Source organism: Streptomyces bobili, assembly GCF_002154575.1.
Lineage (GTDB): Bacteria > Actinomycetota > Actinomycetes > Streptomycetales > Streptomycetaceae > Streptomyces > Streptomyces bobili.
In genome coordinates this window covers 21,165-41,906 of the sequence record NZ_MUBA01000056.1, presented here as the reverse complement: position 1 = coordinate 41,906, position 20,742 = coordinate 21,165, and the positions used below count along the sequence as shown (strand labels likewise).

The 20,742-nt window shown below is 68.3% G+C and carries 19 protein-coding genes and 1 pseudogene; 8 read left to right on the top strand and 12 right to left on the bottom strand.

The features are described 5' to 3' along the window. Nucleotides 1-270: 270 nt before the first annotated feature. Nucleotides 271-1,029, bottom strand: coding sequence for a hypothetical protein (locus tag BZL64_RS05205; protein WP_086766615.1), 759 nt, complete (start codon nucleotides 1,027-1,029; stop codon nucleotides 271-273). A gap of 211 nt (nucleotides 1,030-1,240) precedes the next feature. On the opposite strand from BZL64_RS05205, the gene BZL64_RS40870 reads away from it, so the two are divergent. Next, on the top strand, nucleotides 1,241-1,873 hold the full coding sequence (locus tag BZL64_RS40870) for a nuclear transport factor 2 family protein (protein WP_244205199.1): 633 nt from the start codon (nucleotides 1,241-1,243) through the stop codon (nucleotides 1,871-1,873). 64 nt (nucleotides 1,874-1,937) lie between these two features. Here BZL64_RS40870 and BZL64_RS05190 read toward each other — a convergent pair whose 3' ends face one another. The 4 genes from BZL64_RS05190 to BZL64_RS05170 all read right to left on the bottom strand — a co-directional run bounded on the left by BZL64_RS05190 (nucleotide 1,938) and on the right by BZL64_RS05170 (nucleotide 5,228). Next, nucleotides 1,938-2,270, bottom strand: a complete 333-nt coding sequence (locus BZL64_RS05190; RefSeq protein WP_244205198.1) for a hypothetical protein — start codon at nucleotides 2,268-2,270, stop codon at nucleotides 1,938-1,940. 433 nt (nucleotides 2,271-2,703) lie between these two features. Continuing rightward, nucleotides 2,704-3,456, bottom strand: a complete 753-nt coding sequence (locus tag BZL64_RS05180; protein WP_086766613.1) for a sulfite exporter TauE/SafE family protein — start codon at nucleotides 3,454-3,456, stop codon at nucleotides 2,704-2,706. Beyond that, complete coding sequence (locus BZL64_RS05175) at nucleotides 3,453-3,815, bottom strand: rhodanese-like domain-containing protein (RefSeq protein WP_086766611.1); 363 nt, start codon at nucleotides 3,813-3,815, stop codon at nucleotides 3,453-3,455. The genes BZL64_RS05180 and BZL64_RS05175 overlap by 4 nt, the downstream gene beginning before the upstream one ends. Nucleotides 3,816-3,854: 39 nt before the next feature. Continuing rightward, complete coding sequence (locus tag BZL64_RS05170; RefSeq protein WP_086766609.1) at nucleotides 3,855-5,228, bottom strand: MBL fold metallo-hydrolase; 1,374 nt, start codon at nucleotides 5,226-5,228, stop codon at nucleotides 3,855-3,857. A gap of 262 nt (nucleotides 5,229-5,490) precedes the next feature. On the opposite strand from BZL64_RS05170, the gene BZL64_RS05165 reads away from it, so the two are divergent. From BZL64_RS05165 to BZL64_RS05155, 3 genes are all read left to right on the top strand, one after another. After that, nucleotides 5,491-6,660 carry an endonuclease domain-containing protein gene (locus BZL64_RS05165; RefSeq protein ID WP_086766607.1) on the top strand — a complete coding sequence of 390 codons (1,170 nt, stop codon included), beginning with the start codon at nucleotides 5,491-5,493 and terminating at the stop codon, nucleotides 6,658-6,660. Nucleotides 6,661-6,771: 111 nt separating this feature from the next. Next, entirely contained in the window at nucleotides 6,772-7,404 is a 633-nt protein-coding gene (locus tag BZL64_RS05160) for a DUF6368 family protein (protein ID WP_086766605.1), read from the top strand. Nucleotides 7,405-8,442: 1,038 nt separating this feature from the next. Further along, nucleotides 8,443-8,652, top strand: coding sequence for a DUF6243 family protein (locus BZL64_RS05155; protein WP_086766603.1), 210 nt, complete (start codon nucleotides 8,443-8,445; stop codon nucleotides 8,650-8,652). 204 nt (nucleotides 8,653-8,856) lie between these two features. Here the strand turns inward: BZL64_RS05155 and BZL64_RS05150 are convergent, their stop codons facing one another. After that, complete coding sequence (locus BZL64_RS05150) at nucleotides 8,857-9,585, bottom strand: aspartate/glutamate racemase family protein (RefSeq protein WP_086766691.1); 729 nt, start codon at nucleotides 9,583-9,585, stop codon at nucleotides 8,857-8,859. A 116-nt stretch (nucleotides 9,586-9,701) separates the two neighbouring features. Then, a complete protein-coding gene (locus BZL64_RS05145; protein ID WP_244205197.1) occupies nucleotides 9,702-10,193 on the bottom strand; it encodes a GNAT family N-acetyltransferase in 492 nt (163 codons plus the stop codon). A 113-nt stretch (nucleotides 10,194-10,306) separates the two neighbouring features. On the opposite strand from BZL64_RS05145, the gene BZL64_RS05140 reads away from it, so the two are divergent. Further along, nucleotides 10,307-11,230 carry a LysR family transcriptional regulator gene (locus BZL64_RS05140; protein WP_086766601.1) on the top strand — a complete coding sequence of 308 codons (924 nt, stop codon included), beginning with the start codon at nucleotides 10,307-10,309 and terminating at the stop codon, nucleotides 11,228-11,230. A 129-nt stretch (nucleotides 11,231-11,359) separates the two neighbouring features. On the opposite strand, the gene BZL64_RS05135 is transcribed toward BZL64_RS05140, so the two are convergent. Both BZL64_RS05135 and BZL64_RS05130 read right to left on the bottom strand, forming a co-directional pair. Then, the gene (locus BZL64_RS05135; protein WP_086766599.1) at nucleotides 11,360-11,707 is read right to left on the bottom strand and encodes a nuclear transport factor 2 family protein; all 348 of its coding nucleotides are present in this window, start codon (nucleotides 11,705-11,707) and stop codon (nucleotides 11,360-11,362) included. Continuing rightward, complete coding sequence (locus BZL64_RS05130; RefSeq protein WP_086766597.1) at nucleotides 11,704-12,330, bottom strand: TetR/AcrR family transcriptional regulator; 627 nt, start codon at nucleotides 12,328-12,330, stop codon at nucleotides 11,704-11,706. Before BZL64_RS05130 ends, BZL64_RS05135 begins: the two co-directional genes overlap by 4 nt. A 352-nt stretch (nucleotides 12,331-12,682) precedes the next feature. On the opposite strand from BZL64_RS05130, the gene BZL64_RS05125 reads away from it, so the two are divergent. Beyond that, complete coding sequence (locus BZL64_RS05125) at nucleotides 12,683-12,886, top strand: cold-shock protein (RefSeq protein ID WP_086766595.1); 204 nt, start codon at nucleotides 12,683-12,685, stop codon at nucleotides 12,884-12,886. Between the two features lie 167 nt (nucleotides 12,887-13,053). Here BZL64_RS05125 and BZL64_RS42120 read toward each other — a convergent pair whose 3' ends face one another. The 3 genes and pseudogenes from BZL64_RS42120 to BZL64_RS40865 form a co-directional block, all read right to left on the bottom strand. Then, on the bottom strand, nucleotides 13,054-13,287 hold the full coding sequence (locus tag BZL64_RS42120) for a VMAP-C domain-containing protein (RefSeq protein WP_425276014.1): 234 nt from the start codon (nucleotides 13,285-13,287) through the stop codon (nucleotides 13,054-13,056). 128 nt (nucleotides 13,288-13,415) lie between these two features. Continuing rightward, complete coding sequence (locus BZL64_RS05120; protein WP_086766593.1) at nucleotides 13,416-14,177, bottom strand: isocitrate lyase/PEP mutase family protein; 762 nt, start codon at nucleotides 14,175-14,177, stop codon at nucleotides 13,416-13,418. A gap of 53 nt (nucleotides 14,178-14,230) precedes the next feature. Next, nucleotides 14,231-14,368 (bottom strand): annotated as a pseudogene (locus BZL64_RS40865) (IS5/IS1182 family transposase); the annotation flags it as partial. Nucleotides 14,369-14,562: 194 nt separating this feature from the next. Here BZL64_RS40865 and BZL64_RS05115 point away from each other — a divergent pair. Together BZL64_RS05115 and BZL64_RS05110 are read left to right on the top strand one after the other, a co-directional pair. Beyond that, nucleotides 14,563-17,553 (top strand): glycosyl hydrolase 115 family protein, encoded by a 2,991-nt coding sequence (locus tag BZL64_RS05115; RefSeq protein ID WP_341868781.1) that lies wholly within the window; start codon nucleotides 14,563-14,565, stop codon nucleotides 17,551-17,553. A 231-nt stretch (nucleotides 17,554-17,784) separates the two neighbouring features. Continuing rightward, the gene (locus tag BZL64_RS05110) at nucleotides 17,785-20,700 is read left to right on the top strand and encodes a GH59 galactosidase (RefSeq protein ID WP_244205196.1); all 2,916 of its coding nucleotides are present in this window, start codon (nucleotides 17,785-17,787) and stop codon (nucleotides 20,698-20,700) included. The last annotated feature ends 42 nt before the right edge of the window (nucleotides 20,701-20,742 follow it).

The window sequence follows — 20,742 nt, the reverse complement described above, 5'->3', positions numbered from 1 at the left end:
CCGCCCACTTGCGGACCGCGTCTGGACTGGCTGCGCGAGCGGCTCGGCGGACGGACTGAGCCGCGATGTCGACGCCGTCGCCGCCGGACTCTCCACCCCCTGGAGCTCCGGCCAGGTTGAAGGGCAGGCCACAAGGAAGAAGCTACTCAGAAGGCAAGAATGTGGGCCAGTGAACCTCTACTTCCTCCGCAAGCGCGTACTCCTCACGCCCTGAGGCTGCTCAAGACGGTCTTGATACCAGGGAAGGGAAGGCTGCGGGCTGAAGCCGAATCAATAGCGGTGGTTGGGCCAGTGCGGGTCATCCCAGCGGGCGGGGCCTGTGAGTCCGATGAGCCGTATGCGGTGCAGCAGTTCCTCGGGAGCGTCCTGGGCTTGAAGCCGCGCAGGGGCGTGACGGACCAACCAGGCCCCGAGTTCGGTGCGCAGGTCGTCTGCGTTGTCCCACGCGTTCCAAGGAAGTTGATCGCCCAGAAGGTCGTACTCCCAGTGGGTAGCCGCTTCGGTCAGGTGCCGGTCGGCAACGCCGTCTTCGAATGCCTCCCAGGTGTTGAGCCAAGGGCTGAGCGTGCCAGATGCCTCGGCGCACAGCGCGAGGACCTCATGCGCAGGGACGGCCGGATCCGATTCGGCGAGGGTGTGAGCCCACCAGGCACGCAGGAACTCCCACACCGCAGCGCTCTGGTGCGCAGGCCATTGCCGCCAGCGGCCGCGAATGAACGAACGTCCGACCTCGTCCATGCCGAACATGGGCTCCACGAGGCCACTGACCAGCGCCCTGGCGAATTGAGGCAGGATACGGCGCAGCACCGCGCCGTGGTCGTCCCAGTCGGGGGCATCCCAAGTGCGACGCAGAAGGTCCGGGTCGAGCACCACGTCCGGGACCTTCAACTGTGCAAGCTCTTCTTCGCTGCCCCAGTGGCAGTCACACTGGGTCTCATCACTGCGGGCGGTCATTCCGCGAAAGGTGACGTCCAAGCAGTCCAGAGCACGGTCGAGTCGGAGCCGTGCGGGAGTGTCGTCGGGGTTCATCGTGTCGGCACAGCCTCAGGGGGACTCCGGGTGGCTTCCGCCAACCGAAGATCACAACCCTACCGGGTCCCATCAGTCATCGGCACGGCAGTTGCCCAGTTTCGCAGCCGCTCACGATGAGCTGGCAACCAGTCACAAGATCAGCGGCAGAACCGAAGACGTGGACGCTCACAGCTACGAACAGGGTGAGGGGAATGAGAGAAGACGCATCATGGATGCCCGCATACCCCGACTGCGTCGCAAGCTGGCCGAGATCCCATTCCAACCCCTGCGCAGCCACTCCTTCGGGGAAGAGAAACACGAGTTTCGCCTCGGTCCGAAGCTTGCGGAAGCACGCGTCGCTGCGTTTGCGGCCAAGCACGACATCGCCGTGCCCGACGCCTATCGGCAGTTCGTCACCAGACGCCGTCGGATACAGCGCACGGCCGCCGTGGCTTCTGTCAGACCGCTGTGGGACGCTCCGTCGATGGAATCTTCGAAGGTGATTGAGACCCTGTGGGACCGGATCCAGGCTCGTGACTGGGCAGGCGTCGCCGAGTTGATCGCGGAGGATGTCATAGTCGAGTGGCCGATCAGCCTCGAACGCATCGTCGGCCGGGAAAACTTCGTCACGGTGAACCGTGAATACCCGCAGGGCTGGTCGATTCGAGTGCTCAAGGTGGTGGCCGAGGGCGACGAAGTCGTCTCCGAAGTCGAGGTGCCACACGACAGTCTTGGCGTCTTCCGCGCAGCATCGTTCTGGACCGTCCGTGACGGGCAGATCGTCCGTGGAACGGAGTACTGGACGAGCCTGGGAGCGGACCCGCAGCCTGAATGGCGGGCCGCCCTCGTCGAACCGATGTAGTGCGGCGCGCTGCTCTGAATCCCGGCCTCTATCATCCCCAGAGTCGTACGGGCCGTCAGGATGCCTAGGGCGTGATCCAGTTGGCCCAGCCGAAGGTGAACTTGTATGCGGCGCGCGCTGCACCCCACCCTCGCCTGCCCGACAGGAGTGCCACAGCCAGAGCGACGGCGAACAGCGCCGCGAAGCCTCCTGCGATGATCACTCCCGTCTTGGGGGACCAGACCACGCTGACATACACAGTCGCTATGGCAACGAGCATCAGGCCCAGGTGCGCGACGGGCAGTTCCACCCGGAACAGCTCTCGTATCGCACCCCGCGACGCCCGCATGTCCGCGTTGTAGCGCTCTCTCGCCGCATCGGGATCGGCGTTCGGACCTTCCGGCCATTGCTGGTCCACCAGCAGCCCCCTATCCACACCCTTGCTGGGAAAGCCTAGACCGGGAACCTCCCTCTCAGGGACGCGAAGCACACAACGCGCACAAGCCGCGGGAGTTGCCCGGCCAGTTCCCAGCCGCGTCCCCCATGAGGAGTTCGCCGCGGCTGTGGCGGCCTTCGCGGCGGCAGGGTGGTGTCGAGCTGGTCGACGGGGATGTTGTGGGCGCCGGGCAGGTGGCCGGGGCGTATTCGCCGGTGGTGCGTACGTCGATAACGGTCGGTTCTCTGGACAGGCGGGTTTCGCGATCATCGCGGCCGGCCTGCGGCACTGTCTGACCGCTGTGGACATGGCCGCTTCCGGTGAGGGGGAGCAGATGCGCACCTGGTCGGTGCAGCTGCTTCTTCCACCGGCCCGACCCATGTGGGCAGTGCCACCCGGTCGCTCGTCCGGCCGGTCAGGTGAGAGCGTCGATGAGCATGAAGGCCGCCACGGCCAGCAGTACGACGGCGAAGGTTTGCTGCAGCAGGGTGCCGGTGACCTTGGCCGCCAGGCGTTTGCCGTCCCACGCGCCGAGGATCGCCGCCCCGGTGAAGGGGCCGATCACCGTCCAGTCGATACCCGCTGTGCCGGCGCCGCGTGCGGCCAGGGATGCCAGCGAGTTCGCTGAGATGACCAGCAGGCTGGTGCCGACGGCGGCCTGCATCTCGAATGCCAGCACGGTGACCAGGGCCGGGACGGCGAGGAAGCCTCCCCCGACGCCGAGCAGACCGGTCAGCGCGCCCAGTCCCGCGCCGGTGCCGGCTGCCTTGACGGGCTTTGCCCCGTCGGCCGCCGGGGCGGCGGTGGCGCGGCTGGGGCGGAGCATCGTGACGGCGGCGAGTGCGGCGACGGCCGCGAACGCCGCGGTCAGCACGGGCTGGGGCAGACGGGAGGCGGCGGCTCCGGCCGCGGCGGCGGGCAGGGGTCCGGCCGCGGCGAACAGGGCGCCGGCTTTCCAGCGGACGTTGCCGGTGCGGGCGTGGGCGTACAGGGCGGTGAGCGAGGTGGCGGTGACGATGATCAGGCTGGCGGTGGTGGCGGCGGCGGGGGTGAAGCCGAGCAGGTAGATCAGTGCCGGGACGGCCAGGACGCTGCCGCCCCCGCCGAGCGCGCCGAGCGCGAGTCCGACCAAGGCCCCCGCGATCAGGGCCAGGACCAGCGCACTCACGCTATGACACCGCCGCTGCCGTCCTGAGCGGTGACCGGCAGGCCCGCACGTGCCCAGGCGGTCATGCCGCCGGTGACGTCCGAGGCTTGGACGCCGCGTCCGGCGAGCAGTTTGGCTGCCTGCTGGGAGCGGTGACCGGAGCGGCAGATCGTGACCACCGGCCTGCCCTGCGCGGCTGCCGGGAGCGGTGCCCCTGCTGCCAGGCGGGAAAGCGGCAGGTGCTGGGCGTCGGGCGCGTGCCCGGCGTTCCACTCCGGTGCTTCGCGGACGTCCAGCAGGACAGCGGTGCCTTCGCCGGTCCGCTGACGGGCCTGCTGGGGGGTGAGGCGGCCGGGGCCGCGGCGGAGAAGCGAGAACATCGTTTGATCACTTTCGTGGGGATGGCGCGGAGGCGCGTGTCAGTGGGTGCCGTCGGGGTGGGTGAGGGCCAGTCCCGCATCGGTGGCGGCGTCGAAGCCGTCGTCGACGGCGACCACGGCGCGGCCGGCGGCATCCAGCAGGGAGGCGGCGATCGCCGCGCGCATGCCGCCGGCGCAGTGCACCCACACCTCCCCGTCCGGCACCTCGCCGATGCGGCCGTGCAGCTCGTGGATCGGGATGTGGACCGAGCCGTCGAGGTAACCGCCCGCACGCTCCAAGTCCCGGCGCACGTCCAGAACGACCACGTCGCCATGCTCACGGACATCCGCGAGGTCGGCGAAGCGGGCACGTGGGAAGGAGGCGAGGTGCTCGCTCCCGCGGGCCCAGGCGGCCGGGTCACCGGTGGCGGCGGCGGCCGGGCGGTCGATGCCCACCCGCACCAGTTCCCGCTGCGCGGCGCTGATCCGCTCCGGGGTCTCGGCCAGCAGCGTGACGGGCTTGCCCCAAGGGATCAGCCAGGCCAGGTAGGTGGCGAGCTTGCCCTCGCCCTCGAAGTTGTACGACCCGGCCACGTGTCCCTCGGCGAAGGCCGTGCGGCTGCGCAGGTCCACCACCCACTCGCCCGCGGCCAGCCGGGAGGCGATCTCCTCGGCGTCCGCATGCCGCGGCGGGGTGAGGTCGACCGGCGCGGGACCTGCGGCGTTGGCCGGGCCCATGTGCACGTAGTACGCGGGCACGTCGTCCAGCCCAGCGAGCATCTGGGTGACGAAGGTGTCCACGTCCAAGGTCAGCGCGTCGTTGGTCTCGCGCTCCTTGCCGATCGTCGTCGCGTCCCCCTCGGCCTGGGACGTGGAACAGAAGCTGCCGAACCCATGGGTGGGCAGCACCGGCACCTCGTCATCCAGCTCGCCGGCGAGCCGGTGGGCGGAGGCGTGCTGGGCGCGTGCCAGCTGCTCGGTGAGCCGCGGCTCGACCAAGTCCGGGCGGCCCACGGTGCCGATCAGCAGCGAGCCGCCGGTGAACGCCGCCACATTGCGCCCGTCCTCGGTCAGGGCGTAGGAGGTGTGGTGCGGGGTGTGCCCCGGGGTGGCGATCGCGCGCAGCACCAGACCCTCGTCCACCGTCACCGCGTCGCCGTCGGCGACGGGGGTGCGGGTGAACGACACGCACGCCCCGGCCGGCACCAGGTACTGGGCACCGGTGACGCGGGCCAGCTCCAGACCGCCGGTGACGTAGTCGTTGTGGACATGGGTCTCGGCCACGAAAGCGATGCGGACCCCGCGGCGGGCCGCTGCGGCAATGACCTGGTCGATGTCGCGCGGCGGGTCTACGACCACAGCGGCATGGGTTCCGCCGGTCAGGTAGCTCCGGTTGCCCAGGCCCTCGAATTCCAGGGTGTCGACGAAGAACACGGCTGACGACTCCTCTTTGACAGGGATACCCCCTGGGGTATCGGACACTCACCTTAACAGGTATACCCCAGGGGGTATTCCGAACGCCAGGTTCAGTCGGCGGGGGATACGGCAGCTTGTACCGCCCGAGCGCCGCGGCCGAGCGAGAGAGGGTGGAGGCGCAGTGGCGGGCATATCGCCAACTCGACACGCCCGCCGGGTTCGTCGCCCCTCTTCAACCCACGCTTCCCTCGTTGTCAGTGGTGGGTGCCATGCTGGCCGGGTGCTCACTCAAAAGGCAGCGGCGTGGTATTTGGCCGACGCGACACGCGCCTGCCCGATCCCGCTGGCTTGCGAGCGGTTCCGGCGTAAGGACCGGGCTCCGCATGACTTCGTCTTCTTCGGGCACGTACCGGTGCGCGCCTACAAATCCGCCCGCCAGTGGCGGTTCGTACCAGAGGCCGTGCTGCGCGCGGGGCGCACGGTGGCGGAACTGCCCTGGGACCCCGAAGACCTCGTGTGCCTGGAGCGCGCTCAGCAAGACGCGCGGAGGACGGAGGACTTCACACACACCGGCTGGCGTACCGAGACGCAGCGTGTCGTCGACCGCGCGGGAGCGAGCTACGGCTGCCGGTGCCACCCTCCGCAGGCAGCCGCACAGCAGCCCCGTCACACCCACCCCGATTGCCTGCTCCGGCGATACCAGCACTACACCATCGCGTGCACGCTGCCCGTGCGTGCACTCGTGTGGGCCGACGCGGCTTGGATGATCCCCCGCACCCTCGCCTGCATCCTCGATCAGCGAGATGAGCGCGAGAGCGGACTCCAGGCCGCCGAGCAGCATTGTGACGGCTGCGGAGCCCTCAGCCCCGATGGCAGCTGGCGCACCCCGACCGCCATTGGCTGGAGGATCATCTGTCCTGCCTGTGCGGTCTCGAGGCTGCGCCGCTACCGCCGGGAACTGCAGGGGGCCGCCTACGTCCGTGTCCGTGAACACGGCCCTAGCGCAGCCAACTTCCTGTGTGTGGTCTGCGAGACGGCCCGCCCCGCCACCGACTGGGACCACTGCCACGCCCACGGCCTGATCCGCGGCCCTCTGTGCGGCAGTTGCAACACGATGGAAGGGCAGGGCAAGGAGTTCCTGGCCCGGCCCGGCAGCCTGCAGCACCTGCTGCAATGCGACGACTGCCGTACCGAGCGCAGTCTGCCGCCCCACCACAGGCTCGCCGCACTACGCCGCCACCTGCACCTGGTCTGGGGTGCCCAGGACTGTGACTGGCTCTTGCACATGCACGTGACTGTCGAGGAAACCGACGGCGGCTACGACTGCACCGTCCACTGCTCCGTTTCGGAGTACGGCATCCGTGCCGTGCGCAGTGTGCGGCTTTCGCACGAGGAAGCCACACACGTCCTGTCCCGCACCGTTGAAGAAGCACTCGCGCAGGACGCCTAGTGCTCTGACCGCACAGGTTCGCCGGGTTGGCGGCGTCGGTGCTCGGACCGGCTGGACTCGGTGTGGGAACAATGCGAGCGGTCGCGGAGCCGATCAAACTAGGCTTCCAGCATGTCTGGTCCGACCTTGGTGATCGAGTTGGCGGAGCCGCTCTCCCCGGCTGTGCTGCGGGAGTTCCGCGCGTTGATGGTGGGGCTCTCCTCCCACTTCGACGAGAAGCGGCCCGGGTTCTTCGACGTCAACGTGCCCGCAGAGCGACTGGGCGTCGAGGACAGGCGAGAGAAGGACTGGCGAAAGCCGTACCCGCTGCCACTCCTCGGCAACACCTCCGCGGACGAGGAACTCACAGCCCTGGTGGGATTCAATCCGCAGCGCGAGGACTGGCGTCGGCCCTTCCTGGTCTACTTGATGGGGTCGGGCGTCGGCGACGAGAGCACCTTCGAGGCTGAGCACGCGGACGAGCCCGAGGTGGAGGCCATCCTCGGCTTCAGACCGACCCATGCCGTCAATGTCAGTGCGGGCTGCAATCGCGAGATCGACCACGTGACCACGGCCCTGCTGACCGCCGCTGTCATGGACGTCATCGGGGGCGTGGCCAATGTCGAGCTGTTGGACGGCCAGGCGTCGGTCGTCGCTGGCCTTCCGGGGGTGTTGGGGATCGCGGGCGACGACTGGATGGCGCTGGGATCGGCGGCGTTCCTGCGGGCCTGGGTTGGGCACCCCGCCTTCCGGCTGGTCAAGTAGCCCAGACAGATTCGCTGTGCAGGCGGCCGCGTTCCTTGCGCTCGGCGACCAGGACGTCCTGGCGGCGGGCGTTGGCGTTGCGCCACCGGAGGTGGGCGTGCAAGGCGCGGGTCTGAACGGTGTGTGTCTGCGCGTATCCATGGGGCTCTATGGGTCTGTGGCGCCGACGTGCTGCCAGTCCATAGGGCGTGCGGCCTGCTCGGGTCGGCGCGTCGTTTCATGCGGTGGTCGAAGCGAGCTTCGACGCCTACGACAGGCGGCAACTCGAGATGACGTCGATGTCTTCCTCCGCGGCATGGACGCCCTCCTCGCGCGAGCCCATGCGGCGTCCGCACAGGAGGACGTCTGAGGCGTACGGCGGCGGAAGCGCGGGCTTGCTCCGAGGTCCCGTTCCAGGCCCATAGCTGGGGCCCGTCGGCAGCCTCGGTGTACTCCCGCACGGCCAAGGTCCACGAAACCCTGGGTGATCACCGGGCCGTGACCGAGCAGTACAGTCCTGCCACCGTTGCCCGCATGGACGGCGTCCGCTCCGTCCGCACCCGCAAGGCCGGCACCGGCATGAGGGGCGACCTCGCCCCTTCGGGCCCGCGGCCTCGCCCCTCCCGGCCCGCGGCCTACACGCGGCCGAACTCGACGAACGCGCCCGCGGCTTTCTTCCCGGCAGGTGAGTCACGCGTCGTGCCCCGGCAATACCTACCGTGTGTACCGGCGGACGACCGGCTCCAGGTAGTCGGCGTGCGAGAACCCTACGGGCCGGCCAGCTGATCCGGGGAGCGCTGGACCGGCGACGGCTCATCGGGCAATCACCGACAGGCTTGCGACAGCACTGGACAAGCAGGCGTACTCCGCCGACGCCGGGACGGCGAAGAACCTGGTGTACGGAGCTGACGGGACCGGGTACCGTCTTGGTCATGTTCTTCCAGACGCCGATTCACGAGTGAGAGCGTGATGGGCCCCTGCTGATGTCCTTCGACGTAGCCGCGCCCGTCCCCCACCGATGAATCCGTAGATCACTTCCACATCATTCCGGGAGAACCCGTGAGCAAGAACATCAACAACCCCGTGGGCATGGGCGGCGGCCAGCGCAAGAAGCTGTCCCGCGCCGAACGGCAGAACAACGGTCCGCACCGCAACCTCGACCGCCAGAGTGCCGCCGACCAGAAGGCGGAGCTGCTGCGCAAGATGCGCGAGAAGGCAGGCACCGCTGAGGGCGCCGGGCAGACCGGCGACGACACCGCACACAGCTGACGCACCGCCACCGCAGGGTGGGCACCGCATGGGGCAGGGCCCGGACCACGACGCGTGGTCCGGGCCCTGCTGCCGTACCAGACGCGGGCCTGCCCCGCTCCGCTCCCGGCCGACCAACCGCCATCCCCGCGTGCGCGGGGAGCGGAACCGTCTGCGACGTATGGGTCGTGGCTTTTACGGGCGGGGAGTGATGCCGCACTCCAGTCAGCGGGATACGGGCATCGTGGCAGTGTGGTTCTGGGTATCCGGAAGAGCGGCGTCTACGGCTGCCTGAGCGTGAATTCGTGCAGTGGGGAAGACCGGCACGGGGCAGTGCTCAGGGGTGATGAGAAGCTCGATTTCGGTGCAGCCCAGGATGATGCCTTCCGCGCCGGCGGCGACGAGGTCTTTGATGACCTTCTGGTAAGCAGTACGCGATTCGTCCCGCACAATTCCGAGGCACAGCTCCTCATAGATCACTTTGTGCACGAGCGCGCGCCCGTCACTATCCGGGATGCGGACATCGAGCCCGGCCGCTTCGAGACGGCCTCGATAGAAGTCCTGTTCCATGGTGAACGCCGTGCCCAGCAGGCCAACCCGGCGCAGGCCCGATGTCCGTACGGCGGCTGCGGTGGCGTCGGCCAGGTGCAGGAGCGGAACGGACACCGCCGCCTCGACGACGTCGGCGACCTTGTGCATGGTGTTGGTACAGATGAGCACCAGATCAGCGCCGGCCGCTTCCAGAGACTGAGCGGCCGCAGCCAGGGTCTCGCCTGCATCTGCCCAGCGTCCCTGGACCTGCAATTGCTCAATCTCTGCGAAATCCACCGAATAGATCACACATCGGGCTGAATGGAGTCCGCCGAGTCGGTCGCGCGTGAACTCGTTCAAGAACCGATAGTACTCCGCTGTCGACTCCCAGCTCATTCCGCCGATCAGCCCGATCGTCTTCATCGTGCTCCTCGTATCAACTTCGAATGGCATTCTGCTCACCACCCAGTCTCCTTCCATAAGCGAAATGAGCGATACGGTTAAGCTGTTCCGGGCGCGAGGAATTGCCGCCGCGAGGATCACTTCAGTTCCATGAGGATGTCAGCGCGTGCGTAATAGTCGGGCACTGGGAGACGGTCGCGGGTGATCCTGACGAACCCCGCGTCCTCGTAGAGGTGAATGGCGGGGGCCAGCTTGGTGTTCGTCCCGAGGAACAGCCGGGTTCCACCGAGTGTCCGGGCGCGGTCGATCGCTGCGGCTATGAGGTGGCGGCCGATGCCGCGTCCTTGCGCGGCGGGGGCCACGGCCATCTTCGCCAGCTCGAAGACGGCGTCCGGATACGCCAGAAGTGCGATGCACCCCACTGCGGTGTCGCTGCCCGGCTCGCGGGCCATCAGCACGTCGCCGCCCGCGTCCACGATGCGGCCGAACGGATCCCCGAGAACAGCCCGGTCCTCCTCCTGCAGAGTGAACAGGCGCGAGATCCACTCCTCGTTCAGCGCGTAGAAAGCGTCGGCGTCACTCGGTGAGCGGATCGAGGAGACCATGGCCGGGGCGGAGGCGTGCGGCATGAGACGGGTTCGCTTTCTGATCTGGCTCTTCTCTGATGTGACTGCTCGTAGCCTCCGGCCCGCTCACCCATATGTCCAATACACGGCTCAGGCTCAATCAATAAGCTTGAGTTATGGATCAGCGAATCGAGCTCCGTCATCTCCGGTACTTCCTGGCTCTGGCCGAGGAACTGCACTTCGGCCACGCCGCCCAGCGTCTGCACATCGCTCAGCCCGCTCTGTCCCAGCAGATCAGGCAGCTTGAGAAGATCGTCGGCGTCGAGTTGTTCCGGCGGACCTCACGCAGTGTCCACCTCACAGAGGCGGGAGCGGCGTTCGGGCCGAGGGCCCGGAACCTTCTGGACCGCCTGGCGGCCGACCTCGACGAGGCCGGCCGTGTCGGCCGCGGCGAGGCCGGCCGCCTGGACGTCGCCTTCATCACCTCCGCCACCGCGATCGTCAGCGAGATCCTCCGTGAGTTCTCCCGCCGTCGACCGGATGTCCAGGTCAAACTGCACGACGGCTTCACCACCGACGTTCTGGCGGCCCTGAAGCGGGGCACCGCCGACGTCGGGATCGTGAGGGACGCCGAGGAGCGAGACGACATCGGCCTTTCCCTACTGACATCCGAACGGTTCGTCGCCGTCGTCCCCAGCGAGCACCCCGCCGCAGGAGGTGGCCTTGTGGAGGCGAGGGCGCTGGCTGAAGACCCGCTGATCCTGTTTCCGCGCTCGGCGGGAACTCACGCGTTCGACATGAACACGCAGCCGCTGCGGAACGCCGGTATCGACGTCCAGGTCGCGCAGGAGTGCTCGAACTGGCACACCATCATGATGTTCGTCGCGGCCGGGCTCGGCGTCAGCATCGCCCCCTACAGCGTCACGACACTGCTCCCCGCAGGTGCCCGAAGGGTCGAACTCGACGGGCCTCCTACAGTGAGCCGGATCTTCATGGCCACCCGCCGAGGAGACGACCGTCCCCTCCTGCAAGCCTTCATGGCAGCGTCCGAGCCCATGACAGGCCGTGACAACTGCGACCGGACGACGACGGCGCGTTGACCTACCTGCGCAGTAACCACCTCGAAACAGGGGCCAGTTGAAGGCGTACCCCGCCTGTCGGCATGCCCGGCGGCCGAAGTCGCCGAGCAGTGCCCATAGGTGGCGGTCTGGCGGGGTCGGCCGAAGTCGTCAGGCGGGGAGGAAGAATCCGGTCACATCGGCGAGAAGGCCGTCCCGGTGCACCGCGCTGCTCACGCCCGTCATGAAGGCCTCGCCGTCCGGCCCGACCTGGGTCCAGCGGGCGAGTGACCGGTCGTGGTGGTCAAGGACTTCGTCGATGCGGAAGCGATGTCCGGGAAACGCCCCGGCGAACCCGCCCATGTACGCGTCGAGTTCGGCCAGGCCGCCGACCTCGGTTCCCGGGTCCCGGTAGGTGACGTCGTCGACCGCGACCGCGCCGAGCGCGGTGAGTCGCCTCGAGGGGTCGGCCGACCAGCACGCGGCGTATTTGTCCCAGAGCTGCTGTTGGTCACTCATCGCTGTTCCTCTTCGTCGGCTTGCTTGGCTGTGGCATTCCTGGCACGGATCAATGCCAGGGCTCCGTCGGTGATGGTGTGCAGTTTGGCGGCGTCAGTACCGGACCGGACGAGGACCAGGAGGCCCTGATAGAGGGCCAGGAGCTGGGCGGCTGACTTCTCGACGTCGAGTTCCTCGGGCAGTAGCCGCTGGGCCTGGGCGCGCGTCAACGCGTCGGCGAAGCCGGACTCGATCGTCTCCAGCCCCCGGCGTACGCCTGGCGCCACGTGCGGAACGGAGAACGACTCCACCGCGGTGTTGGTGAGCAGGCACCCCGGATCGGGTTCGGGACCGCCACCGGTGTCGAACGCCGAGGTGAAGAACGAGCGGATGCCGGCCACGGGGTCCTCCGCGTCCCGCAGGTGGGCGCGAACCCTTCCCTCCACCACGCGCTCGTTGTAGTCATCCAGCGCGGCGCTGAACAGGCCCTCCTTGCTGCTGAACGCCCGGTACAGGCTGCCCGGGTGCATTCCGGTCGCCTCTTCGAGGTCGCGCAGCGAGGCGCCCAGGTAGCCACGACGACGAAACAGACGCATAGCGGAGGCCAGCACCTCGCCCTGCTCCCAAACCTGTTTGCGGCCCATCGACGCCCCTTGTAGTTGAACGATCGCTCACAAACTACCACGCCGGTGCTCAGCGGACCCGAAGGACCGTGCATGGAGACGGATGCGGACCGACGCGTGCGACTCCGGCGGGTCCCCAGCGGAGGTCGATGCCACGCGTGTGTCGACAGGAGGGGCGTTGACGCGCCGTGTTATCGCTAGCGGCTGTCGCCGCGCCGGTATAGCGTGGTGGTTCAGCAGTCGTGGTTCCGAAGTCCGTTCGCCCGTGATCGCAATCACGGGCGTTCTTGCTGTTCAGCGCCTCTCCGGACCAAGGCGATCACCTCCCGGGCCCGCAGGGTGCGAGCCCGGTTTTCTCTCGAAGGAGACGGCCATGGCCAAGGGCACAGTCAAGTGGTTCAACAGCGAGAAGGGGTTCGGCTTCATCGAGCAGGAGGGCGGCGGCCCCGACGTCTTCGCCCACTACTCCAACATCGCCGCCCAGGGTTACCGCGAGCTGCAGGAAGGCCAGAAGGTGGAGTTCGATGTCACCCAGGGCCAGAAGGGCCCGCAGGCGGAGAACATCCGCCCCGTCTGATCCCGCAGCCTCGGTAAGGTCCGGCTTCTCTCCTGGAGGGCCGGGCCTTTCCCTGTGGACGGGACATATGGCGGTGACCGAACGGACGAGCACGCCGATGGCGAGGTCGTGGCCGGCGATCATGCGGCCGATGGTGATCAACGCGGGGGCGGCTTCCCGAACCGGCCTTATGCGTTCGGGGAGTCGGGCGGGACCGGCCGGAGATCAGTGGTCTGGTCGCTGCGTGTAGCCCCCCCCCGGACTCCACATGACCGTCGGCGTCGCCCTCGTCGCGTCAGGTCGGTGGGGCGTTCCAGACCGCGTACGACGACGGGGCGCAACACGCCCACGGGGCCCGCACCGGTCGTATCGTTGCTGCGGCTGCTGCTGACGGACCAGCGGTCGACGGGGAGGTCGAGCAGGGAGCGCCCCCGAGGGCGCTTTACCGAGGAAGTCCCGTGCGGCGTAGCCGAGTTCGACCAGCACTACGTGTCACTGCTGCCGTGAGGCGAAGGACCCGACGGGCGGCCCCGTCGGGTCGATCAGCTCCTCAGGGTGCCCACGGCCCGAGCATGTCCTTCATCGTGTCGGCCATCGCGAACTGCAGCAGTGGGCCGTAGGTGATCCGGCCGACGCCCAGGCGGCGGAAGCGCTCAAGATCGTGCCTGAGGGGATGGGCCGTGGAGTTCACGGGAATGGCGACGGCGCCGGTCACCGCCGCGAGCAGGTCGTCGTCGTCCTGGATACCCACCGGGTAGACGCTGTCGGCGCCGGCCTGCTCCAGCGCCCGCAGTCGTTCGATCGCCTGGTCGAGGACGCCGGAAGCGTCCTTCGTGTGCAGGAAGAGGTCGGTCCGCCCGTTCACCCAGACCGGGACCCCCGCGTCGTCAGCCGCCGCGCGCAGGCCGGCGACGTAGCTCGCGTGCTCCTGCGTGCTGCGCACGCGGCCGCCGTCCGAGTGGACGGTGTCCTCGACGTTGAGACCGACGCCGCCGACCTCGATGAGCCCGGCGACGAGATCCGCGGGCTTCTGCCCGTACCCGGACTCCAGGTCCACGGACACCGGGACGTCGACCGCCGCGATGATCGGCCTGACGGCGGAGAGCACCTCCTCGAAGGTCTGCCCCTCGTGGTCGTCGGCCCCCCGGGAGTCGGCCAGCGGATGACTGCCGATCGTCAGCGCGGGGAACCCGGCGGCGGCTGCCGTCCGCGCGGACCAGACGTCCCAGACGGTCGGCAGTACGAGCGGCCTGTATTCGGCGTGCAGTTGCTTGAGGCGTTGAGCGCGCTCAACGGTGGTACGAGAGTCCATGTCAAGGACGCTACACCTGAACGAGGACGGACAACGGACCAGCGGGACGCCGCCCGACGGGAGTTGTAGGCCCTATCGCCCCCGAGGTGGTCGGGCCGCGTGCGCGGATGGCCACCGCTGGTGCACTTGACCCGGCTGCGTTCCAGGACGGGGACCAGCTGCGCGCTGTCGCCCCACTGGCCCGGCCGCACGTCCACTTCCCCCAAAGCTCCACGCCGGTGGGCGAACGGTCGCGCGGCGACGGTGCGGAACGCTCAGGCCTTAACGTCTTCTGAATCGATTTCAGCCAGACGTAGGCAGTGCATCGCCACGTCCAGCAGGGCGAACGGCCGGTGTTGTCAGGAGTGTTGACCGCGTTCATTGGAACGTTTTAGGTTCCAGCCCCATGACAGACGGATCCGAGCGCAGACCCGATTCCCACCCCCTGAGCCGCAAGGCCTTTCTGCGTGGCATGGCCGCGACCGGTGCCGCGCCGCTGGTGCCCGCACTGGTGACGGGTGCCGCGCACGCGGCCACGAAGGAGGCCGGTGCCGGCGCCGCGGACTTCCCGCTCGTCGTGAACGGCGCGGCCACCGCTGTCCTCGTGGCCGAGGCCGACGATCCCGCCGTGGCCCGCGCGGCGGGGGACCTGTGCGCCGACGTCGAGCGGGTCTCCGGCGTACGACCCCGGCTCGTCCGGGACGGTGCGGAGCTGCCGGGGCTCGCCGTCGTCGTGGGCACCCTCGGGGCGAGCCCGGTCGTCGACCGGCTCGTCGCCGAGGGGAGGCTGGACGTCTCGCGCGTGGCGGGACGCTGGGAGGCGTCGGTGACCCAGGTGGTGGAGCGTCCCGTGGAGGGCGTCGAGCGGGCCCTGGTGATCGCGGGCAGTGACCGGCGCGGCACCGTGTACGGGATCTACGACCTGTCAGAACGCATCGGCGTCTCGCCCTGGTATTGGTGGGCCGACGTACCGGTCGAACGCCGCGACACCGTGACGGTCAAGGCCGCCACGGTCAAGCGCCATGAACCGTCGGTCCGTTACCGAGGCATCTTCATCAACGACGAGCAGAACCTGACCACGTGGTCCCACCGCACCCAGGAGACGGACAAGAACATCGGCCCGGAGACGTACAGGCGCGTCTTCGAACTGATCCTGCGGCTGAAGGCCAACTACCTGTGGCCCGCCATGCACCCGTATTCCGACTTCTTCAACAAGCACCGGGAGAACCCTCGACTCGCCGACTCCTACGGCATCGTGGTCGGATCCAGCCACCCAGAGGCGCTCCTGCGCAACGGTGTGCACGAATGGGATCCCTGGGCCGCCGACCACCCGAACGCGGACGGCACCCTCCCCGTCTACGACTACACGGTCAACCCCGACACGATCTCCGACTACTGGCGCGCCCGAGCCCGGGAGAACGCCGTGTACGAGAGCAGCTGGACGATCGGCATGCGCGGGCTGCACGACTCGGCCCTGGAGACGAAGCACGCCACCACGGTCGAGGAGAAGGTCGCGGTGATGAACGACATCGTCGCCGCCCAGCGGCAGATCCTCGTGGAGGAGGTCGGGGACAGGGCCACCTCTCAGATCTTCATCCCGTACAAGGAGGTCCTCGACCTCTACAACGCGGGCGTGCGGGTGCCCGACGACGTGACGCTCGTATGGCCCGACGACAACCACGGCAACCTGCGTCAGCTGCCCACGGCGCAGGAACGCGCCCGCAGCGGCGGCAACGGCCTGTACTACCACATCTCCTACTGGGGGCGGCCCAAGAGCTATCTGTGGCTGGACACCACTCAAGTCGCGAAAATCTGGCAGGAGTTGCGGCGCGCGTACGAGCATCGGGTCGACCGCGTGTGGATCTTCAACGTGGGTGACCTCAAGTCGCAGGAGAACGGTCTGTCCTTCTGTATGGACATGGCCTGGGACGTCGACCGGTGGGATGCGGACTCGGTCGTGGACTTCGTCGAGGAGTGGGCCGGCCGGCAGTTCGGGCGGCGGCACGGCAGGGAGATCGCCGAGATCCGCACCGAGTACTACCGGCTCGCGGCCGAGCTGCGGCCCGAGTTCGTGGCCCGCGGCCAGTTCTCGCTGACCGCGCACGGCGACGAGATGGGCCGCCGCATGGCCGCGTATCAGGCACTCCTCGACCGTACGCAGGCACTGGGCGCCACGCTGCCCGCGGCCTATCAGGACGCCTTCTTCGAGCTGGTCGAGTATCCGGTGCACGGCGCCTTCCGGATGAACCTCAAGTTCTACTGGGCCGAGCGGAACGCCCTGGCGGTCGCCCAGGGACGCGGCGCGGGCGTCAACACGTACGCGAAGCTGGCGAACGCCGCGCACGCCAAGGAGGTGGCACTCACGACGCGCTACAACTCCCAGGTGGCGGGCGGCAAATGGAGCGGGATCGTCAATCCCTACCCGTCGCAGATCCCCAAGGCGCCGGGCCGCCCGAGTGTCGTCACCGTACCGGCCGCCGACACCGCCGGGTTCGGCGTCGCGGCCGAGGGCAACGCGAACGGGGCCGAGAAGCCGCTGAGGTTCTCGTCGTACACGCGTGATGTGCGTTTCGTCGACCTCTTCAACACCGGCTTCTCCACGGTGGCTTGGCGAGCGGCAGTGAGCGTGCCGTGGGTGCGGCTGAGCGCGGACGCCGGAGCGTTCACCGACCAGACACGGGTGCGGGTGGAGATCGACTGGGACAGCGTGCCGGAGGGCGTGCAGGAAGCGACCGTCGCCTTCGCGGGTGCCGGGGGAGAGGTCTCCGTACCGGTGAAGGTGGTCAACGACGGTGAGCGGGGGCGCCGGCGCGCCAGGGGATACGTCGAGGCGAACGGCTACGTCTGCCTCGACGCCGCACACTACGACGGACGACGCGGGGGCGGCGGCGCGGAGTGGCAGCGGGTGCGAGGGCTCGGGCGCAGGGCGGGCGCCATGCTTGCCTCGCCCTCCACCGCCGACCCCTTTACGCGACAACTGGCGGTGCGGGCGCCGCAGTTGTGGTATCGCGTCCGGTTCGTGACGGCCGGGACCTTCCCGGTGACGGTCTTCCGGCTGCCGTCCCTCGACGAGCGAGGCGCCCGCCGGGTGGCCGTCGCGCTCGACGGGCAGGAGCCGGTGACGCTCACCGGGCAGGCGATCGCCACCGGCAACCGGGGTGACGCCTGGGCGCGCAACGTCGAGGAGGGTGTCGAGAAGCTCGTCGCCGCGTTGACGGTCGATGCCCCCGGTGAGCACGTACTGCGGGTGTTCATGGTCGACCCGGCCATCGCCGTCGACCAGATCGTCGTCGATACGGGAGGCCTCCAGGCGAGCTACCTCGCGCCACCGGAGAGCTATCACCCCGTCTTCAACCGGCATTCGGCACAGGTGAGGTGGCTGCCCGACGGTGAGTGACACGGCGTGCGGGCCCTCGATGTTCGAGTGCGAATGCATGTGTTCGGATGCGGGTGATCCGTAGAGGGCCTGAACGGCGTCGTTGTGTCATGTTCCCGCGCCCGAGCCAGGACGAGGCAGACGAGGCAAAGGAAACGAAGCCGAATGCGTATGAAGAAGACGCGTACACAGAGGACGCGTACACAGAGGACGCGCTCGCAGAAGACGCGTGCACACAGAGGATCGAAATGGGTGTCGCTCGCCGCGACCGCCGCGTTGACGCTGGCGACGGGGCTGATCGCCGCGCCGGCCGGCCACGCCGCGGACGACCCGGTGGACGTCGTGGTCGACGGGAACGACGTGCGTGCCGACAACGTGAACGGCCTGACGTACAAGGGTCTCGGCGTGCTCAGCTGCAACAGCACGAGCAATCTGCTGATGGACTACAAGGCCGAACAGCCGAGTCGCTATTGGCAGTTGATCCGGGTGCTGTTCGGCGGTGACAACCCGCTCGTCAACCACGTCAAGGTGGAGATGGGGTCGGACACGAACACCTCGACCGGCGCCGATCCCGCGACCATGCGCACGGCGGACGAACTCGCCGACGCCGCCCGTTCCCCGGGCTTCCAACTGGCCGCCGACGCCAAGACGGTCAACCCGAAACTCAAGGTGTCGATCCTGCGCTGGGAGATGCCGCGATGGGTCCAGCTGGAGTGGAACAAGGGGACCGGCAAGGACGACATGTACCGCTGGTACAAGGAGACCCTTCTCGACGTGTACCAGAAGTACGGGTACATGGTCGACTACGTGAACCCGGACAAGAACGAGACACGATCGCCGGACGTGTCCTTCGTCAAGTGGTACAAGAACACTGTTGTGAACGACACGGAATTCGCCGACGAGCGTTACGGCATCCCCGCCGCCGAGCGGGGCGCGGTGGCGGATGCGTACCACCGCATCAAGATCGTCGCCTCTGACGAGAACAACACCCTGAACATGGGGCCGGCCATGCTCAGCGACGCCGACCTCTTCGGGATCGTCGACGCGGCCGGGTATCACTACACGACCGAGGATCGGCGCGAGGGTGCCGCCGACAGCGACACGTACCTTCCCTACACGAAGCTGGCGACCGGCGACAACAAGTACGGCCAGGACAAGGAGGTCTGGTACAGCGAGGGCACCGCCTCGTTCGGATACACCGACTACCGGGTCAACAACACAGAAGGCCCGAACGGGGCCAGCACCGGAATCGGTGGCGTACAGAGCGCACTCGACGTCGCCAATCGCCTGGTCAAGAGCTACGCGAACTCCAAACGCACCCACTACATCTTCCAGCCGGCGATCGGTTCCTTCTACGAGGGCGCCCAGTACAGCCACAAGGAACTGGTGAGCGCGCGCGACCCGTGGTCCGGGTATCTGCACTACGACGCGGCGCTGTACGTCATGCAGCAGTTCACCCAGTTCGCGAGGACGGGCTGGGAGAACGAGACGAACACGGCGGGTATCTGGCGTACGGTTCCCGAGGCCAGCCGCAGCGGCGTGAGCGGCACCGAGAACGTCGACGGGTCCAACGGCGCCCCGAGCTACATGACGCTGGCCGACCCGGCGAAGAAGGACTTCTCCACCGTCGTCGTCAACGACAGCGACCGGAGCAGGACCTATCGCATCAAGGCGGAGAACCTGCGCCTCGGCAGTGATCCGACGATGGAGGTGTGGGAGACGCGGGCGGCCGACCCCGGGCAGCGCTACGACGCCAATTTCAAGCACCTGGTCGAGGAGATGCGCCCCGGCGCCGACGGCTTCTACACGTACACCGTGAAGCCGCGGTCCATCACCACCCTGACGACCCTCGACAAGAGCGTCGACGCGGCCACGCACCAGCGCCTGCCGAAGTCCGGCAAGCGTGCCGTCCTCGACACCGACGCGAACGGGAAGCGGTCCAATACCCGCGACGGCTACCTCTACGCGGACGACTTCGGGTACGAGGAAGAGGGCAAGGTCCGGGTCGGCAGGACGTTCCAGCCGTACCTCGCCTCGCGCGGCAACCAGCCCCGCTATCTGGTCGACCAGACCGGCGCGTGGGAGGTGGGCGGTGACGGGGTGCTGTACCAGTACATGGACCAGTCCATGAAGGACACCGCCGCCTGGAACAGGAACACCCCCAACACGACCGTCGGTGACTTCCGTTGGGAGAACTACAAGGCGTCCGTCGACGTCTCGTTCCCGGACCGGGACGGCGGGCTCGCCGCCCTCGGCGTGCGTCAGCAGAAGGGCATGGCGATCAGTGACGCCGCCTACAACCTGCGCATCGGACCCGACGGCGCCTGGACGTTCCACGAGTACGGCACGGTGATCGCGCAGGGCACGGTCGCGGCTGCCGACGGCTACCACCTCGCCGTCGAGGCGAAGGGGGCGAAGGTCACCGCCTTCGTCGACGGCCGGGCGGTCGCGGCGTACCACGACCCGACCCCGCAGACCGAGGGCCGCGTCAAGCTCGGCAGCGGATTCCACAGGACCGGCTTCGACAACCTGAAGGTCGAGACGATCGGCGGCTACACGCCGTACGCCGCCGCGCAGTTGGACAACATGGACAGTGCGGTGTCGTACGAGGGCGCATGGAGCCGGAAGGCGGCTCTCGGTGACGCGATGGACTGGTACCGGTCGACGTCGACGAGCACGACGGCCGGAGCGTCCTTCACCGTCCCGTTCCGCGGCACGGGCGTCGATGTCATCGGCGGCAACGACGGCAGTGCCGTCCTCGACGTGTATGTCGACGGCGAGTTGATCGTCCCGAACGCGAAGACCGCCGCCACGGACAAGCGCCTGGCGACGTACGCGCTCCGCGGTCTGGCGGACGGCAGGCATGAGGTGCGGTTCGTCCTGAAGTCCGGGAAGCTCGTCCTGGACGCCCTCACCACCGTCTCCGGCCACGATGTGGACGGCGCCGTCGACACGGCACCGATCCGGCGCGCGCTGACGGACGTGGGGTCGCCGGAGCCGGGCGACTACACCGACACCTCGTGGCCGGTGTTCGCCCGTGCCCTCGCCGCCGCGAAGGCCGCCGAGGACGGGCAGAGGGGCCTCGACACGGTCGGCGTCGAGCAGATCACGGCCCGGCTGGGGGCGGCATACGACCAGCTGGTGCGTAGGGAGGACACCGCGCAGTAGACGGTCCTCGTCTCAGGGTGAGTGGTCCTGGTGCCGGTGGCG

Coding starts and splice junctions, on each gene's coding strand:
- BZL64_RS05205 (WP_086766615.1), bottom strand. CDS start 1,029: ATGAACCCCGACGACACTCCCGCACGGCTCCGACTCGACCGTGCTCTG.
- BZL64_RS40870 (WP_244205199.1), top strand. CDS start 1,241: ATGGATGCCCGCATACCCCGACTGCGTCGCAAGCTGGCCGAGATCCCA.
- BZL64_RS05175 (WP_086766611.1), bottom strand. CDS start 3,815: ATGTTCTCGCTTCTCCGCCGCGGCCCCGGCCGCCTCACCCCCCAGCAG.
- BZL64_RS05160 (WP_086766605.1), top strand. CDS start 6,772: ATGTCTGGTCCGACCTTGGTGATCGAGTTGGCGGAGCCGCTCTCCCCG.
- BZL64_RS05150 (WP_086766691.1), bottom strand. CDS start 9,585: ATGAAGACGATCGGGCTGATCGGCGGAATGAGCTGGGAGTCGACAGCG.
- BZL64_RS05145 (WP_244205197.1), bottom strand. CDS start 10,193: ATGCCGCACGCCTCCGCCCCGGCCATGGTCTCCTCGATCCGCTCACCG.
- BZL64_RS05140 (WP_086766601.1), top strand. CDS start 10,307: ATGGATCAGCGAATCGAGCTCCGTCATCTCCGGTACTTCCTGGCTCTG.
- BZL64_RS05135 (WP_086766599.1), bottom strand. CDS start 11,707: ATGAGTGACCAACAGCAGCTCTGGGACAAATACGCCGCGTGCTGGTCG.
- BZL64_RS05130 (WP_086766597.1), bottom strand. CDS start 12,330: ATGGGCCGCAAACAGGTTTGGGAGCAGGGCGAGGTGCTGGCCTCCGCT.
- BZL64_RS05125 (WP_086766595.1), top strand. CDS start 12,683: ATGGCCAAGGGCACAGTCAAGTGGTTCAACAGCGAGAAGGGGTTCGGC.
- BZL64_RS05120 (WP_086766593.1), bottom strand. CDS start 14,177: ATGGACTCTCGTACCACCGTTGAGCGCGCTCAACGCCTCAAGCAACTG.
- BZL64_RS05115 (WP_341868781.1), top strand. CDS start 14,563: ATGACAGACGGATCCGAGCGCAGACCCGATTCCCACCCCCTGAGCCGC.